Here is a 17,669-nt window from a genome sequence, read left to right as displayed (position 1 = left end):
TTGCTTGAATGCAAGTTTTTTTATTAAAAAAGTCTCAAAGTTGCCCGAAGACCAGTTTCAGTAAAGGGTAATCAAATCATAAAGAATTTAATATGAAAATATTATACCTTTATAGTGCTGAAAAAATAATTAAAAAAATCAATGCAAAATATTAAACAAATAGCAGCTTTAGACACATTTATCGTGCGTCATCCTGTTCTTCGATCCGAAAAACCCATAGAGAGTTGTCATTTTGAAGGGGATACTTTAGAAACGACAGTTCATTTTGGCCTATTTGAAGCTAAAAATCTACTCGGAGTGATATCACTGTTTGAGGCTAAAAATGATTTATTCACCTCTAAAAAACAGTTTCAAATTCGCGGAATGGCAGTTTTAAAACAACATCAAAAGAAGGGTTTTGGCGAAAAACTTATTATGAATTCCGAAAAATATTGTCGTGATCAAAATGCGAATTTAATTTGGTTCAATGCCCGTGAAGCAGCTATTGGCTTTTATCAAAAAATGGGATATCAAGTTAAAGGATTGCCCTTTGAAATTAAAAATGTGGGGAAACATATCGTCATGTTTAAAGAAATTTCTAATGAATAACTTACTTATAATCTTGTTCTTATTAACTTTAATCAGCTGTAAAAAACAGGAGCTTGAAAGCGCGGTAATCTTGAGAAAAGAGATTTTAAAACCGCGTATCGAACCTGAAGGCAAACCAACTGCTATCGACTCTACATTATTAATTTCTTTCAACGACAAAATCCTTACTAGCTTTTACAAGTCAACTGAATATAGAACCGTTTGGCAATCCCAAAAAAAAAGAAAAATAATTCTGGAAGAACTTCTAAAATCCGATGAAGAGGGATTAAATCCCGAAGATTATAAAGTAAAAACATTGTTGGATTTAGAAAAAAAACTAAACACTCTTGACTCTTTGGCTCTGGCAAAATATGATGTATTATTGACCTCCAGCTTGCAGAAATACATTTCACATCTTACCAACGGAAAACTTGACCCACGGAAATTATATAAAAACTGGGATTTAAAAGAAAATCAAATTGATATAAATAAAACAGTTGCCCAATTATTAAGCACCGACTCGCTGTTATTTAAAATCGAACAATTAAAACCCAATCATATTGTTTACCAAAGATTAAAAAAAGCGCTTAAACTTATTAATACTTTCCCCAAAGACAACTTTAAAAATTTAAAATTTGGTCGGGAATTTTCCCCAAATGATTCCACAGCCGCTATAACTGAGATCAAAAAGCGATTAATCTTTTGGAAAGACTTACAACCCACTGACAGTTTGACCCCGGTGTATGACAAAGAAATGGTTCTTGCAGTGAAAAAGTTTCAAATTCGCCATGGTTTAGCCCCTGACGGGATTATCAGAGAAGGCACAATTGCTTCGCTAAATTTTTCAAAAGAACAGCGAATTCAGCAAATCATTGCCAATCTGGAACGCTGGAAATGGTATCCTAAAGAAATGGGAAATGAATATGTAATTATTAATATTCCTGATTACAAATTGACGCTGGTTAAGAATAAAGATACGCTGAGAACGCATAGAGTAATCGTTGGAAGAGCTAAAAGAAAAACACCAATACTAAGTTCAAAATTAACGCAAGTAGTGTTTAATCCAACATGGACGGTTCCTCCGACTATATTAAGAGAAGATGTGATACCCGCTATTTTAAAAAATCGACGTTATTTGAGTCAATCAAACATTAAGGTTTATGACAGCAATGGAAGAATAGTAAGTCCTTACGAATGGCAGTTATCGCAGGCAAAAACGTATCGATACGTGCAAAGTCCGGGTACTTTTAATTCGTTAGGAATGGTGAAAATCATTTTTCCGAACCGTTTCTCTGTATATCTACACGACACCAATCACAGGGATTATTTCGATAAAATAGACCGTTCGTTAAGTTCAGGTTGCGTCAGAGTAGACAACCCTTTAGAATTGACAGAATATGTACTAAACGATAGTGTAAATTGGAATTTGGAAAAAATCACAGAAACGTTACAAAATGAAAAAACAAAATTTGTCAAAATCAACAAAGACATTTCATTACATATCTTATATTGGACCGCTTGGAGCGAAAAGGACAAATTGATTTTTAGAGATGATATCTATAATCTCGATGCAAATCTTTACAGCAAACTAAGAAATTGATTTAGTTCCAAATTTCGAAGCTCTTGACGGATGATAAATAAAGAAGCACGATTTGTTTTTTATTGTATTGATAATTTCCTTTGATAATTCTGCTGGTACAGCTGGACAACCTTGACTTCTTCCCAGTCTGCTATGGTTTTTGATAAAAGAATTAGAAACATAATCAGCTGCATGCATCACTACACCTCTTGCTCTTGCATTGTCATTCACTCCTTTTTCTAAACCGTCCAGTCTTAGTGACATTCCATGTTTACCACTATAAATTTCACCTGTAGAATAAAATCCTAAACTACTTTTAAAGGATTCTGCTGAGTTTGAAAAATTACTAGCATATTCTTCGCCTGTATTTCTTCCGTGAGCAACAAGAGAATGAAATAATACATCACCTGTTACTAAATCAATAACCCACAGCCTTTTAGTATTAGAGGATAAACTGAAATCAACTAAAGTCAAGATATCCTTCTTAATTAAGCCTTTTTCTTTTAGCGAATAATAACCTTTAAGGGCGACAGCAAAGCTTTCAAGTTTTGGCAAAGCAAATTTGTCCGAATGTAGATTGCGATATGCCATGTTAATTTTGGCTTCAACGCTTGATTCTATCGTTTTGGCATAAACTGCTGATTTAATAATCTTTGGCTCAGAAAGACTTGCTTTATTTGGTGATAAAGAAGCAAGCATAAACAAAATGGTAGGAAGTATCGTATAAATCATTGGTTGTCTTTAAGTTATAGATTAAATCGGGTTGCAAACGTACACATTAAAGTACCGCGAAAACAAAAATTATGAAAACTTTAATTTTAATATAACAAAATATTTTACAAAAAATTGTTTAACTACATCAAAATAAAAATACATTATCTACTATTTTTGTTATTTTTGTCCATATACAATACTAATTCATGGCAAAACATATTCATTTATCATTACTTTTTTTAATTGTTTGCAGTATCAACACCTTTGGTCAAAAAAAGACATTACAAGCAAAATCCATTTCAGAAAACATAGTAATAGATGGAAAGATAAATGAGCAAATCTGGGAATCTGCTTCTGTTGCGACGGATTTTATCATGTTTGAACCTGATAATGGAAAACCCATCAGCAATGACAAAAAAACAGAAGTTAAAGTTTTGTACGACAATAATGCCATCTACATTTCAGCCATGCTGTACGATAACGAGCCAGAAAAAATTCAGAGAGAATTAACCAATCGGGACGTTTTTGGAGTTTCCGATCATTTTTCTGTTTATATTAACGGGTTTAATGATGGACAACAAGATTTTCGGTTTTTTGTAAGTGCCTCCGGGGTACAGATGGATTGTTTAGCGACGGAAGATTATGAAGATTTTAGTTGGGATGCTATTTGGGACAGTGAAGTAACGCTGACTGAATTTGGATGGGTTGTGGAAATGAAAATTCCTTATGCTGCTTTGCGATTTTCGAAAGCCGATAAACAAACTTGGGGCTTAAATTTCATGAGAGAAATAAAACGTGATGTACAAAAATATACGTGGAACAGAATTGACACTAAGATAGGCGCTGTAATTCCACAAGCAGGAATTCTTCAAGGAATTGAAAAAATACAAACTCCTACCCGACTTTTTATAATTCCATATACATCCGCCTACTATCAGCAAAGTGATATCGGCTCTGACAGAACTTTCAAAGCTGGATTAGATATAAAATACGGAATAAACGACTCCTTTACATTAGATGCTATTTTAGTACCTGATTTTGGACAGACAAAATTTGACAATGCTATTTTAAACCTATTGCCTTTTGAACAAAGATTTGAAGAAAACAGACCTTTTTTTACAGAAGGAACGGATTTGTTTAACAAAGGAGGTTTGTTTTATTCGCGAAGAATCGGCGGTGCTCCAAGCACGGAGCCGGCAACCGCAGCAAACGAAGAAATAACTAATTATCCTAGTACAGTCAATTTACTGAATGCAATAAAAATATCTGGTCGAACTCAAAAAGGTTTAGGAATTGGATTCTTGAATGCAGTTACTGAAAAAACTAAAGCTACTATTTTAAACAAAGACACCGGTGACACTAGACAAGAAGTCATTGAACCTTTGACAAATTACAATATGTTTGTCCTGGACCAACGCTTTAATCAAAACTCTTCTGTGACTTTTGTCAATGCAAATACTACCAGAAACGGAGATTTTAGAGATGCAAATGTTGCGGCAGTATTGTTTGATTTAAACACAAAATCAAATACCTATAATCTATACGGTGACTTTAAATACAGCTCCATCAATACCATTGAAGACTATGATGGATTTAAAACAGAAATTGGTTTTGAAAAAACAAGTGGGCAATATAGATACGGTTTTTCTGGAAAATATCTTTCTGAAAACTACGATGTGAATGATTTAGGCATCAATTTTTATTCTAATTATCACAATGCTTACGGACACGCAAGCTTTAGAATAGTAAATCCAACCAAAATTTTTAATACTTTCAGATTAAATGAATATATAAATTTTGAAGTGGACAATACGTCTAAAAAATTGCAAACTGGTGCTTTTGGGACAGAAATAAGGGCGACAACATTAGGGAATGATTCTTTAGAACTTTTATTCGAATTAACACCCGTCAAAACATTCGATTTTTACGAGCCACGTGAATATGGAAGATATGTATTTCTTCCAGAAAAAATGATTACTATTCTAAATTTCACCTCAAACGACAACAATCCTTTTACACTAATTATCCAACCTGCATTTACAAAATACAATGAGAGTGGTAGAAATAATTATGGCTTTTATTTAGGTTCAAAATACCGATTCAATGACAAATTTTCTTTAGCGTTCGCATCTGAATACACGAAAATGATTAATGATCGTGGATGGGTTGCCTTTGATGATACAGGAATTGTATTTGCAGAACGCAATCGAGAAATTCTTCAAAACGATCTTACTGGAAAATATTCCTTAAACAATAAAATGACTATTAACTTAACGGCTCGCTATTATTGGTCGTATTCTAAAAATCATGAATTCTTTACCTTGCAAAACAGCGGTTATTTAACTCCAAATACTAGCTACGCACAAAACAAAGACAGAAATTTCAATTCTTGGAACTTCGATTTATCGTATTCTTGGTGGTTTGCACCCGGAAGTGAAATATCCATTTTGTACCGTAACTATGGATTAGAAAGAGCCGCAGTAGTCGAAAAAGACCTATCTAAAAATCTAAAAAGCATTTTTAATAGCGACCTAACCAATGTACTCTCAGTGAGCATTCGCTATTTTATTGATTACAATGCCGTGAAAAATAAATTTTAATTTTAAATCAAACTGTAACATTCAATTAAAAAGGGAGTCTATTAATCCAAACTATTGTGTGGATTGGTGATTTGTCCCTTTGAAACTATTTTGGTTTTTCTAATTTTGCATCAATCAATCAAAAGTTTCATGAAAAATCATTTATTGCTTTGTTTCCTCTTCATAAGTGTCTTTGGCTACAGCCAAAAAAAGACATTACAAACAAAATTCATTTCCGACAAAATTGAAATTGATGGAAACTTAGATGAACCTACTTGGCAATCTGCTGCAGTAGCATCTGATTTCATCATGTTTGAACCTGATAATGGCAAGGCAATTCCTGAAAACAAAAGAACAGAAGTAAAAGTCTTATACGATAACGACGCCATATACATTGGAGCCATAATGTATGATGACAATCCAGATAAAATTTTAAGAGAAATCACTCCCCGCGATAATTTTGGTACTTCGGACCTTTTTGGTGTTTTTATCAATGGGTTCAATGACGGACAGCAAGATTTTCAGTTTTTTGTAAATGCGGCTGACGGTCAGGCAGACTGCATAACCACTGACACCAATGGCGAGGATTATTCCTGGGACGCCGTTTGGAAAAGCAAAGCCGTCATTACAGACAAAGGCTGGGTGGTAGAAATGCGGATTCCGTATGCTGCGCTACGTTTTTCAGCCGAAGACAAACAAACTTGGGGTCTTAATTTTTTTAGAGAAATAAGACGAGATCGTTATAAATACACTTGGAATTTTATTGATTCGAAACTGGGAACTTTCACCCAACAAACCGGAATTCTGGAAGGTATTGAAAACATAAAACCACCTACGCGACTTTTTCTTTTACCGTATTCCTCTTTTTATGTAAATGCTGATGCACGCCAAAAAACATACGGAACACTCAAAGGCGGATTGGATTTAAAATACGGAATAAACGATGCTTTTACACTGGATATGATTCTTATTCCTGATTTTGGACAAACAAAATACGACGATCAAATTCTGAATTTAGGACCATTCGAACAGCAATTCAACGAAAACAGACCTTTTTTTACGGAGGGAACGGATTTGTTTAGCAAAGGGAATTTAGTTTATTCAAGACGAATTGGAGGAAATCCAATCAATTATCCTACGGCAGCTGCAAACGAAGAAATCATTGATAATCCCGCAAGTGTAAATCTTATTAATGCTTTAAAAATATCTGGAAGAACCAAGAATGGATTGGGCGTTGGAATCTTAAACGCTGTTACTGAGAAAACCTCAGCAACCTTAAGAAATAGAGTTACTCAAGAGATCAGAAATGAGATTGTTGAGCCACTTGCCAATTACAATGTTTTGGTATTGGATCAGCGTTTTCGCAAAAATTCTTCAATTGCGTTTGTAAATACAAATGTAACTCGAAACGGAAGTTTTAGAGATGGAAATGTAACGGCATTAGTTTGGGATTTGAATACCAAGAAAAACACCTACAACCTCGCCGGTGATTTTAAGTACAGCTATATAAACAGCATTGAAGATAAAAAAGGGTTCAGTTCCCAACTGAATTTCTCCGAAACTAGCGGCAAATTTCGTTACGGTGTTGGGGGTGACATCACAACCAAAGATTTTGACAACAATGATTTAGGAATCAATTTTGAGACTAATTATTTCAGCTTGTACGGTAATACCAGTTATAGAATCCTCAATCCAACAAAGTATTTCAACTCTTTCAATGCCAGATTAAATGCTTATTCCCAGTTTCAAAAAGAAACCGGCAAAATTCAATCCAGCAGCATCAGCTTTCAAATTAACTCAAATAACAAAAAAAATCATTATTTTGGAATAGGTTTCGATGCAAATCCAATAGAAACATATGATTATTATGAACCGAGAACAGCCGACAGATTTGTAATAAGGCCTACAAAAATTGGTGGATTTATATACATTTCAACCAATTACAACAATAATTTTGCTATTGATTTTAATCCATCCTATGCTGTTTTTGATGAGGCAGGAAGAAATTCCTATGGTTTTTCATTGGGTCCAAGATATCGTTTTAATGACAAATTATCTATGAATTACAACTTCAGTTTTTTCAGACAAAACAATAATAAAGGCTACATTGATAGTATTAATGACGACCTGAATTCGGCTACGGCAAATACAATAGTTTTTGCTAATCGAAATGTAATTACGTATTCCAATACCGTTTTTGGAAAATATTCACTAAACAGTACGATGACATTTAATATTTCGCTGCGCCAATATTGGTCATATGCCGAAAATAAAAATACTTTATCATTGGAACAAAACGGAAGACTTGCTGATTTTACAGGATATACCACCAATAAAAACTCGAGTTTTTATTCCTGGAATGCTGACTTGTCCTATTCTTGGTGGTTTGCGCCGGGAAGTCAAGTTTCTGTTTTATATCGGAATAATGCCGGTGCATTTGAAAGAAACATCAACAAAGAGTTTACGGAAAATGTTACTAATTTATTGAATAACGATGCGCTTAGTCATGTTTTCTCGGTAAGTGTGCGTTACTTTATAGATTACAATCAGGTTAAGAATATATTCTAAATGAATTAATTTTAAAAAAGACAACTATCCGCAACAAAATAATCATTATTTGTTATTGTTAGCCTCCGAATGTATAATAGTGATTTCCATGCATTCGAACATTTTTAGAAATACTTTATCTTTGTATAAAATACAGTACAATGAACAAAAAAGTAATTCTTATGATTTTAGACGGTTGGGGAAAATCTCCTGACCCGAAAGTATCAGCAATTGACAATGCCAACGTCCCATTTATCAACAGTCTTTATAGAAATTTTCCAAGCGCCCAACTACGAACAGATGGTTTAAATGTTGGACTACCCGATGGTCAGATGGGAAATAGCGAGGTAGGACATATGAATCTCGGTGCCGGCAGAATTGTCTATCAAGATTTAGCCAAAATAAACCTTGCCGTTGCACATGACACTTTAGCAAAAGAGCAAGTTTTAGTTGATGCCTTTACATATGCCAAAATAAATAATAAAAAAGTACACTTTTTAGGTCTGCTTTCAGATGGTGGAGTTCATTCGCATACTTCGCATTTACGCGGTCTGATTGACGCTACACAGCAACACGGATTACAAAAAGTTTTCGTTCACGCCTTTACGGACGGCCGTGATGTGGACCCGAAATCCGGTAAACATTACATTCAGGATTTGCAGGATTATATCGCTACCACTACGGTGAAGCTTGCCTCAGTTGTAGGACGGTATTATGCAATGGATCGCGACAGACGATGGGAAAGAGTAAAACTCGCCTACGATTTATTGGTAAATGGAATTGGAACACATTCAACAAATGCAGTATCTTCCATTGAAGAAAGCTATGAAGTGAATGTAACCGATGAATTCATTCATCCAACGGTTATGGTTGATGATTACAACCGTCCAATCGCGACAATTGAAGAGGATGATGTGGTGATTTTCTTCAATTTCAGAACAGACAGAGGAAGAGAATTAACGGAAGTATTGACGCAAATGGATTGTCATGAGCAAAATATGCACAAACTGAATTTATATTATGTTACACTTACCAATTATGATGAAACGTACCAAAATATAAAAGTCGTTTATAACAAAGACAACATTACGGAAACTCTGGGTGAGGTTTTAGAAAAAGCACATAAAAAGCAAATTCGAATCGCAGAAACGGAAAAATATCCACACGTAACTTTCTTCTTTTCTGGCGGAAGAGAATTACCTTTTATCGGAGAAACTCGGATTTTGAAATATTCACCAAAAGTTGCCACTTATGATTTGCAGCCTGAAATGAGCGCCTTTGAATTAACGGATGCTTTGATTCCGGAACTGTATAAAAATGAAGTGGATTTTGTTTGCCTTAATTTTGCCAACGGCGATATGGTGGGACACACAGGCATTATGAGTGCAGCAATTAAGGCTTGTGAAGCGGTTGATAAATGTGTGGAAAGAGTAATAACTGCCGCTTTGGCAAATGATTACACCACTATTGTGATAGCAGATCATGGAAATTGTGAGACGATGATTAATCCTGACGGAAGTCCAAATACAGCCCATACCACAAATCCGGTCCCAATTATTTTAGTGGACAAAGAATTGAAAACAATCCATGATGGAGTTCTTGGCGATATTGCTCCAACAATTTTAGAGCTTATGGGAATCGAAAAACCAGAGGTAATGACTTGTCATTCTTTGCTTTAAATAAAATTACCTATAAATATTTGTATTAAAAGCTACTCGATACGAGTAGCTTTTTTTATAAATAAAAGTTAAATATTATAATTAGTAATAGTATTACTATTACATTTGCAAGTAAAATTTGGGCTTAGTAACAATTCTCAAAATTATTATTGAAAGCAATTATTAAAACAAGAAATAATAGATAGAAACGCTGCCTTAACAACAACAAACAGACTAAACAAAATGAAAACTCTATCAACCATCGTCTTTATTCTTATTTACCACTTGGGCTTCGGGCAAATATCTGATTCAAATAATGTTCAACAAGAGTTTACAGATATTGAATTAGCATTAAAGCAACCAGACAAAGTATTGCGTTTAAATTTAAGTAATCAAACATTAAAACTAGACGGAATTAATTGGTCAAAATTTGTTAATTTAGAATATCTGAGCTTAAAAAACGATCATTTAAGAGAACTTCCTAAAGAATTAAATGCTTTATCAAAACTTAAAACACTAGAATTAAGTGGGAATGATTTTTCAGTATTACCAGAAGATTTTTGGAAGTTAACAAGCTTAGAGGAAATATTTTTAAATGATGAAAAGAATTTAAATTTAGAGGCAAACATCAAAATTATGAGTAAAATGCCTTCTTTACGAATATTACACTTAGAAAACGACAATTTAAATAGTATACCAAATACTATTAGCAGTTTAAAATATCTGGAATTTTTATATTTAAACAATAATAAATTTATTGAGGTTCCAAAAGAAATTAAACAATTGGAGCATCTACAGTTTCTAGATATCCGTGATAATAAAATCGTGAATCCAGATCGTTCTGGAGAAAATTTGAATTTTGGATTTATGATTAAACTGTAAAGCGAAGTAAGGAGAATAAATTCAATAACAAGAACAAAACTTCATTATTTGTATTGTCTATTTCATTTAAAATAAAGATTAACAAACTTTTTTGGATCTCTTGAGGGTATGAATCAGTTTGAAAATAAATGCAGATAACTGTGGAAATTAAAATAGCATTATGAAGCTATTTATGTATACGTATACTGAATAGTCTTTTTGTTTGGCAGACATATTATTGGTTGGTAATTTACAATCGTTAATCCAATAGTTAAATTATGAAAACATTAGACACGCTAGTTATAATTGATTTAACAAAACAGTTTTATTAATACCCTATTGCAAAATCTTTTAATCAAAAACAGTAGATTATGAATCAAATATTAGCAAACTTAAAGATCCAAGTCAACGAAAAAATATATGTTAAAAATCCCGAGACATCTCCTTTAGGCCAAAAAATAATAGAGAATAGTATTATTTTAATAGACGAAATTGGATTTGATAATTTTACATTCAAAAAATTGGGTGAAAAAATTGGTTCTAATGAAAGCTCCATTTACAGATATTTTGAAAATAAACATAAATTATTAGTGTATTTATCATCGTGGTATTGGAGTTGGATGGAATACAAACTTCTTTTTGCTACTGTAAACATTATAGATCCAATTGAAAAACTGAATAAAGCGATAACTATTGTAACTGAAAAAGTTACCGATGACGCAAATTATGAACATATTAACGAAGCTATTTTAAATAAAATTATTATTGCCGAATTCACAAAAATATTTCAAACAAAAGAGATTGATCAAGAAAATAAAGAAGGTTTTTTTCTGATATACAAGAGAGTAATTAATAGCATTGTGGTGATGATAAATGAGGTAAATCCTGATTATCCCTTTGCAAAATCACTAGTTTCAACAATAGTTGAGGGTAACTTACACCAACATTTCTTGAAAGAGCACTTAAAAACAATAACTGATTGTAACGAATCTGTGACAACCACTCAATTTTACCTGAACCTTATTAATAATGTCTTACGATAAAACAAATTACAGCGAATATGACTCCTTTAAATCGTTTTTATAAACTACTTGCATTAGATAGAAAAGATGTCTATCAAATATTTTTTTATGCCATTTTTGCTGGATTAGTAAGTTTATCTTTACCGCTTGGTATCCAAGCGATCACCAATTTTATTCAATCTGGACGAGTAAGCGCTTCCTGGATAGTTTTAATTATTTTGGTTATTTTTGGCGTAGCGTTGGTTGGAGTTTTATCTTTTATGCAACTCCGAATTACCGAAAATTTACAACAAAAAATATTTGTCCGTTCTTCCTTTGAATTTGCAGCTCGATTGCCAAAAATAAAAATGGATCAATTGTACAATTCGTATCCACCAGAATTAGCCAATCGTTTTTTTGATACCATGACCATTCAAAAAGGAACTGCAAAGCTCTTAACTGATTTCTCAGCGGCGCTATTACAAATTGTTTTTGGAGTAATATTACTATCTTTATATCACCCTTATTTTATCATATTCGGTATATTATTATTTTTCCTTTTGTATATTATCTTCCGATTCTCTTTTAAATCAGGTCTGGAAACGAGTTTGAAAGAATCAAAATTCAAATATAAAGTAGCAGGCTGGTTACAAGAATTAGCTAGAAATAATTATAGTTTCAAAAATGACCTTCACTACAATTTTGGACTCCAAAAAAACAACAATATAGCGGCTGATTACTTGAATTATCGGGAAAAACATTTCAATGTTATCCAAAGACAATTTACTCAATTAATTATTTTTAAAATTTTAATAACTGGTGGATTATTGTCTATTGGAGGTTTTTTGGTATTGTCACAACAAATGAATATTGGCCAATTCGTAGCGGCAGAAATCATTATTTTATTAGTTATTACCTCTGTCGAAAAAATTATCATCGGACTTGAAACATTCTATGACGTACTGACTTCAATTGAAAAAATTGGCCAGGTCACTGACTTACAATTAGATGAAGAAAAGGCGTTCGATAGCGATATTTGTTATGCTAATATTTCTTTAGAGATAGAAAATCTTACTTTTAAATTTCCAGATTCAGAAAAGGAAATCTTGAGCAACATTTCATTAAAAATTGAGCAAGGAGAAAAAATAGCTATTGCAGGAGACAATGGTTCGGGAAAAACAACACTTATTCGTATATTGTCTGGCTTGTTGCAGCCTACATCCGGTACTTTTTACATTAATGATGACACCTTTAGAAAAATTAACTTGAAGCAATATCGTTCCCAAATTGGCGGTATTATTCATGGTGAAACACCATTTGAAGGAACCCTTTTAGAAAACATTACCTTTAATGACAAGTCCATAAGTAGCGAAAATCTTAAATGGGCTATTGAAGGCGTACAACTTTCAAGTTTTGTTAAAAGATTGCCCAAAGGTCTCGAAACCCATATTTTCCCAGAAGGTAAACAATTATCATCTTCCGATGCTGAAAAAGTACTATTAGCTAGAAGTATCATTCACAAACCAAAAATCCTTTTTTACGAAGATCCTACGGACATGATGGATATTGAAATTGCTAATGAAATTATCGATTTCCTTACGTCCGAGAAGAATAACTGGACAATAATAGTTTCCTCAAAAAACCCATATTGGAAAACCAAATGCAGTCGTATTATCACTATGGAAAATGGAACTATTCAACTTGATTTAAAAAATAAATAGTCATGCTAAACATATCCGACAATAAAATAAAACTGCCGCCATTAGATCGTTTTGCTACGGTGAAAAACCTGGTCAACAGACCTCATTATAAAATCTTAAATAGAATTATTGTAGTGGTTTCAATTATAGGTGTGATAGCACTTTTCCTACCATGGACACAAAACATTTCAGGCAGCGGAAGCGTAACCACACTAAGACCCGACCAAAGACCGCAGTCCATTCAAAGTGTGATTTCTGGTCGACTTGAAAAATGGTATGTTCAGGAAGGTGATTTTGTAAAGAAAGGTGACACAATCGTATTTATTTCAGAGATCAAAGAGGATTATATGGATCCAAATTTAGTTCAGAATACAAAAAATCAAATAGATGCAAAAAAACAATCTTTACAATCGTATGGTTCTAAAGTAAGTACGCTTACCGACCAAATACAAGCCATTGAAAGAGAAAAAGTTTTAAAATTGGAGCAAGCACAAAATAAAATCAAACAATCAGTTTTGAAAATAAAGAGCGACAGCATGGATTTAGTTGCCGTAAAAACCCAGCTAAAGATAGCCAATACACAGTACGATCGTTCTGTTCAGCTGAATAAAGAAGGACTAAAACCGCTTACTGATATTGAAGAAAAAAGGCTGAAATTACAGGAAGTAGAAGCCAAAATTATTACACAGGAAAACAAATACTTAACCAGTAAAAACGAGTTTATCAATGCCAAAGTGGAGATAAACAGAATAAGCGCGGAGTATGCAGAGAAAGTTTCGAAAGCCAACAGTGACAAATTCACAGCGCTCAGCAGTCAGTATGACACTGATGCGCAGGTGAACAAACTCGAAAATCAATATGCCAATTACAGCATTCGTAATGGCATGTATTATATCAAAGCCTCACAAAACGGCTACATCAACAGGGCCCTACAATCTGGTATTGGGGAAACCATAAAAGAAGGAACCCCGATTGCTAGTATAATGCCATCAAAGTATGACATTGCCGTAGAAACTTTTGTAAATCCAATTGACCTTCCGCTGTTAAGAAAAGGAGAAAAAGTTAGGGTGTGGTTTGATGGCTGGCCTACAATTGTGTTTTCCGGATGGCCCAACATGTCGTACGGAACCTTTGGCGGTGAAATTGTTGCTATTGAAAACTTCATTAGTGACAACGGCAAATATCGTGTTTTGATTTCACCTGATAAAAACGATGATAAATGGCCTTCACAGTTGAGTATTGGAGCGGGTGCGCAAACTATTGCTTTACTAAATAATGTGCCGGTTTGGTTTGAATTGTGGCGATCATTAAACGGATTTCCACCAAATTATTACAACCCAACGACCAAAACCACAAAAGAAAAGAAATAATGAAACACGTATTTTTAGCGCTTTTATTCTTTGGTTTTTCTGTAACTGCTCAAGAAATGGCATCAAAAGAATTTACTTATGATGAATTTCTTGGTTATGTCAAGAAATATCATCCGCTGGTCAGGAATGCCAACTTAGAAATCAATAAGGCACAAGCTAATTTGATGATGGCCCGTGGTGGTTTTGACCCGAAAATTGAGGTTGATTTCAGCAAAAAACAATTCAAAGACACTGAATATTATTCGATATTAAACAGCAGTTTCAAAATCCCAACTTGGTACGGAATCGAGATTAAAGCGGGTTTCGACAATAGTGACGGCATATACTTGAATCCGCAAAATACCCTTCCCAATCAAGGACTAACTTCTCTAGGAGTGACCGTCCCACTTGGACAAGGGCTGTTTATCAATCAAAGAATGGCGGATGTACGAAAAGCTAAAATGCAAATACAATTGAGTCAAGCAGAACGAAAACTTCAGGCTATTGCAGTTTTGTATGATGCTTCATTGGCGTATTTTAATTGGAAAAAAAACTTCAGCGAAGTGCAGTTATATGAAGAATATAATGAAAATGCTCAAATTAGATTTAAAGGAATTCAATCTTTAATAAGCCAAGGAGACAAACCTGCAATTGATAGTGTTGAGGCTGGAATTATTGTTAAAAACAGAAAATTAAGTTTGGAGGATTCAAATCTGAAATTGGCTAAAGCCAAATTAGAACTCGCAAATTTTCTTTGGTTGGAAAACAATATACCGCTAGAATTATCCGATGACTTAATTCCCGAAATCCAATTAGAATTCACGATTCAGGAAAGTCTAAAAACAAATGATTTATTAAATACAGATTTCTCTATCACCAATCATCCAAAAATCAACGCATTGCAAAGCAAGATTGATATGCTTAATGTAGAACGAAAACTGAAAGCTAACATGCTTTTGCCAAAAATTGATGTGGGTTACTCTTATATTTCAGAACCCAGCTATATTGATAATTATCAGTTTGAGGATTATAAAATTGGATTGGATTTTTATTTTCCTTTGTTTCTTCGAAAAGAGCGCGGAAGTTTAAAATTGGCCAAATTCAAAATTCAAGAAACAGAATTTACTTTGGACCTTGAAAAAGTACAATTGACTAATAAAATCAATGCCCAAAAAATAGAAATTGAATCATTGCTGAGACAAAAAGAGCTGATAAAAAGTTTGGTTCAAGATAATCTCACAATGTTAAATTCAGAGGAAAGATTATTTTCTTTTGGTGAAAGTTCCTTGTTTTTAATCAATACTAGAGAAAATAATTTAGTAAGCGCACAACTTTCGAAGATTACTTTAGAGAATCGTTTTTATATTTCGAATTCAGAGCTTTTTAAAATAATGGCCAATCCGGATTAAATAATTTATAAAATTGTACTTTTGCAAACTGAAAATTCGAAATTATGATTATTGTAAAATCACGTGAAGAAATAGAATTAATGCGCGAAAGTGCGTTGATCGTATCAAAAACATTAGGAATGATTGCTTCTGAAATCAAAGAAGGAGTCACCACTTTATACCTGGACAAATTAGCCGAAACATTCATTCGTGATCATGGCGCTGAACCAAGTTTTCTTGGATTATACGGTTTCCCAAATTCACTTTGCATGAGTCCAAACTCACAAGTGGTTCACGGAATTCCAAACAATAAACCATTAGAAAGTGGCGATGTGATCTCAGTAGATTGTGGCGCATTCAAAAACGGATATCATGGCGATCATGCGTATTCTTTTGAAATAGGTGAAGTTGCTGCTGAAACAAAAAAATTATTACAGGTAACCAAAGAATCTTTATATGTTGGAATCCGCGAATTAAAATTAGGAAACCGCGTTGAAGACGTAGGAAACGCTATTCAAAAATATACCGAATCACACGGTTACGGTGTAGTCAGAGAATTAGTAGGTCACGGCTTGGGCCAAAAAATGCATGAAGATCCTGAAATGCCTAATTATGGTAAAAAAGGCAGAGGAAAACTTTTTGTAGAAGGAATGGTTGTCGCCATTGAACCGATGATCAATATGGGAACCCGAAACATCAAGCAACACAAAGACGGCTGGACCATCACGACAGCTGACGGAAAACCAAGTGCACATTTTGAACATGACGTTGCGATTATTGATGGGAAACCGGAAATTTTATCCACGTTTGCTTACATCTACAAAGCACTAGGAATCGTGAGTAACGAGGAAGATGAGTTTAGACAAACACCTTTAGTGCTGTAATGAAGAAACTATTTAAATTAATACTCAATACCATTCCGCGTCCTTTACTTATTCGGTTAAGTTATGTGGCACGGCCAGTTCTTGCATTGGCCTTGAAAGGAACTACATTCACTGATCCTATTGACGGAAAAAGTTTCAAAATGTTCTTGCCGTACGGATACGGAACACAACGAAATAATGTGCTTTCGCCAAGTACACTTTCCTTGGAAAGGCACCGATTATTGTGGTTGTATTTAAATGAAAAAACCGATTTTTTTAAATCTAAATTAGTTTCAGATTCTTCTGTTACCAATACTAAAAGAATTAAATTAAGAAAGGCTGGATCAAATTCAGCATTGAAAGTATTGCATTTTGCGCCCGAACAAGCTTTTTATAAATTGTTTCGAAACCAAAAAAATCTGGATTACACAACCACTGATTTGTTTTCACCGTTAGCCGATGTGAAAGCGGATATTTGTAATTTGCCTTTTGAAGACAATCAATATGATGTCATTCTTTGTAATCATGTTTTAGAACATATTCCTGATGACACAAAAGCGATGCAGGAATTATATCGGGTTTTGAAACCGGGCGGAATGGCAATTTTACAAATTCCACAGGATTTATCCAGAGCAACCACTTTTGCTGATGATACCATTACGGATCAAAAAGAACGTGCTAAAATCTTTGGTCAATACGATCACGTTCGTATTTACGGTCGCGATTATTTTGACAAATTACGAAGTATTGGTTTTAAAGTAATTGAAGAAGATTACACCAATAAAATTGCACCTGAATTAGTAGAAAAATACTGTTTAGCCAAAGGGGAAATTATCCCGGTTTGTTTTAAATAATTCAAGACT

At 33.7% G+C, this 17,669-nt stretch carries 13 protein-coding genes; 12 read left to right on the top strand and 1 reads right to left on the bottom strand.

The genetic code is table 11. From position 1 onward, the window contains the following. Positions 1-141 precede the first annotated feature (141 nt). Both E0F89_RS03390 and E0F89_RS03385 read left to right on the top strand, forming a co-directional pair. Entirely contained in the window at positions 142-588 is a 447-nt protein-coding gene (locus E0F89_RS03390) for a GNAT family N-acetyltransferase (RefSeq protein WP_131908441.1), read from the top strand. Further along, positions 581-2,167: a L,D-transpeptidase family protein gene (locus tag E0F89_RS03385; RefSeq protein WP_131908440.1), complete on the top strand. Its 1,587-nt coding sequence runs from the start codon at positions 581-583 to the stop codon at positions 2,165-2,167. The genes E0F89_RS03390 and E0F89_RS03385 overlap by 8 nt, the downstream gene beginning before the upstream one ends. On the opposite strand, the gene E0F89_RS03380 is transcribed toward E0F89_RS03385, so the two are convergent. Continuing rightward, positions 2,156-2,878 (bottom strand): murein L,D-transpeptidase catalytic domain family protein, encoded by a 723-nt coding sequence (locus E0F89_RS03380; protein WP_131908439.1) that lies wholly within the window; start codon positions 2,876-2,878, stop codon positions 2,156-2,158. The two genes, E0F89_RS03385 and E0F89_RS03380, sit on opposite strands and share 12 nt — an antisense overlap. Positions 2,879-3,066: 188 nt before the next feature. Between E0F89_RS03380 and E0F89_RS03375 the strand changes: the two genes are divergently transcribed. The 10 genes from E0F89_RS03375 (at position 3,067) to E0F89_RS03330 (ending at position 17,660) form a co-directional block, all read left to right on the top strand. Continuing rightward, the gene (locus E0F89_RS03375) at positions 3,067-5,460 is read left to right on the top strand and encodes a DUF5916 domain-containing protein (RefSeq protein ID WP_131908438.1); all 2,394 of its coding nucleotides are present in this window, start codon (positions 3,067-3,069) and stop codon (positions 5,458-5,460) included. A gap of 129 nt (positions 5,461-5,589) precedes the next feature. Then, entirely contained in the window at positions 5,590-8,007 is a 2,418-nt protein-coding gene (locus E0F89_RS03370; protein WP_131908437.1) for a DUF5916 domain-containing protein, read from the top strand. A 140-nt stretch (positions 8,008-8,147) separates the two neighbouring features. Then, positions 8,148-9,665: a 2,3-bisphosphoglycerate-independent phosphoglycerate mutase gene (gpmI, locus tag E0F89_RS03365; RefSeq protein WP_131908436.1), complete on the top strand. Its 1,518-nt coding sequence runs from the start codon at positions 8,148-8,150 to the stop codon at positions 9,663-9,665. A gap of 222 nt (positions 9,666-9,887) precedes the next feature. Further along, on the top strand, positions 9,888-10,526 hold the full coding sequence (locus E0F89_RS03360) for a leucine-rich repeat domain-containing protein (protein ID WP_131908435.1): 639 nt from the start codon (positions 9,888-9,890) through the stop codon (positions 10,524-10,526). A gap of 350 nt (positions 10,527-10,876) precedes the next feature. Continuing rightward, the gene (locus E0F89_RS03355; protein ID WP_131908434.1) at positions 10,877-11,548 is read left to right on the top strand and encodes a TetR/AcrR family transcriptional regulator; all 672 of its coding nucleotides are present in this window, start codon (positions 10,877-10,879) and stop codon (positions 11,546-11,548) included. 17 nt (positions 11,549-11,565) lie between these two features. Further along, a complete protein-coding gene (locus tag E0F89_RS03350) occupies positions 11,566-13,227 on the top strand; it encodes a peptidase domain-containing ABC transporter (RefSeq protein WP_131908433.1) in 1,662 nt (553 codons plus the stop codon). A 2-nt stretch (positions 13,228-13,229) separates the two neighbouring features. Continuing rightward, positions 13,230-14,576 carry an HlyD family secretion protein gene (locus E0F89_RS03345; RefSeq protein WP_131908432.1) on the top strand — a complete coding sequence of 449 codons (1,347 nt, stop codon included), beginning with the start codon at positions 13,230-13,232 and terminating at the stop codon, positions 14,574-14,576. Further along, positions 14,576-15,964: a TolC family protein gene (locus E0F89_RS03340; protein WP_131908431.1), complete on the top strand. Its 1,389-nt coding sequence runs from the start codon at positions 14,576-14,578 to the stop codon at positions 15,962-15,964. The genes E0F89_RS03345 and E0F89_RS03340 overlap by 1 nt, the downstream gene beginning before the upstream one ends. 44 nt (positions 15,965-16,008) lie before the next feature. Then, positions 16,009-16,827, top strand: a complete 819-nt coding sequence (gene map, locus E0F89_RS03335; protein ID WP_131908430.1) for a type I methionyl aminopeptidase — start codon at positions 16,009-16,011, stop codon at positions 16,825-16,827. After that, a complete protein-coding gene (locus E0F89_RS03330) occupies positions 16,827-17,660 on the top strand; it encodes a class I SAM-dependent methyltransferase (RefSeq protein ID WP_131908429.1) in 834 nt (277 codons plus the stop codon). Before map ends, E0F89_RS03330 begins: the two co-directional genes overlap by 1 nt. Positions 17,661-17,669: the final 9 nt, after the last annotated feature.

The sequence above is a fragment of the Flavobacterium caseinilyticum genome, assembly GCF_004349085.1.
Taxonomy (GTDB): Bacteria; Bacteroidota; Bacteroidia; order Flavobacteriales; family Flavobacteriaceae; genus Flavobacterium; species Flavobacterium caseinilyticum.
This window is presented reverse-complemented; position numbering and strand designations above follow the sequence as displayed.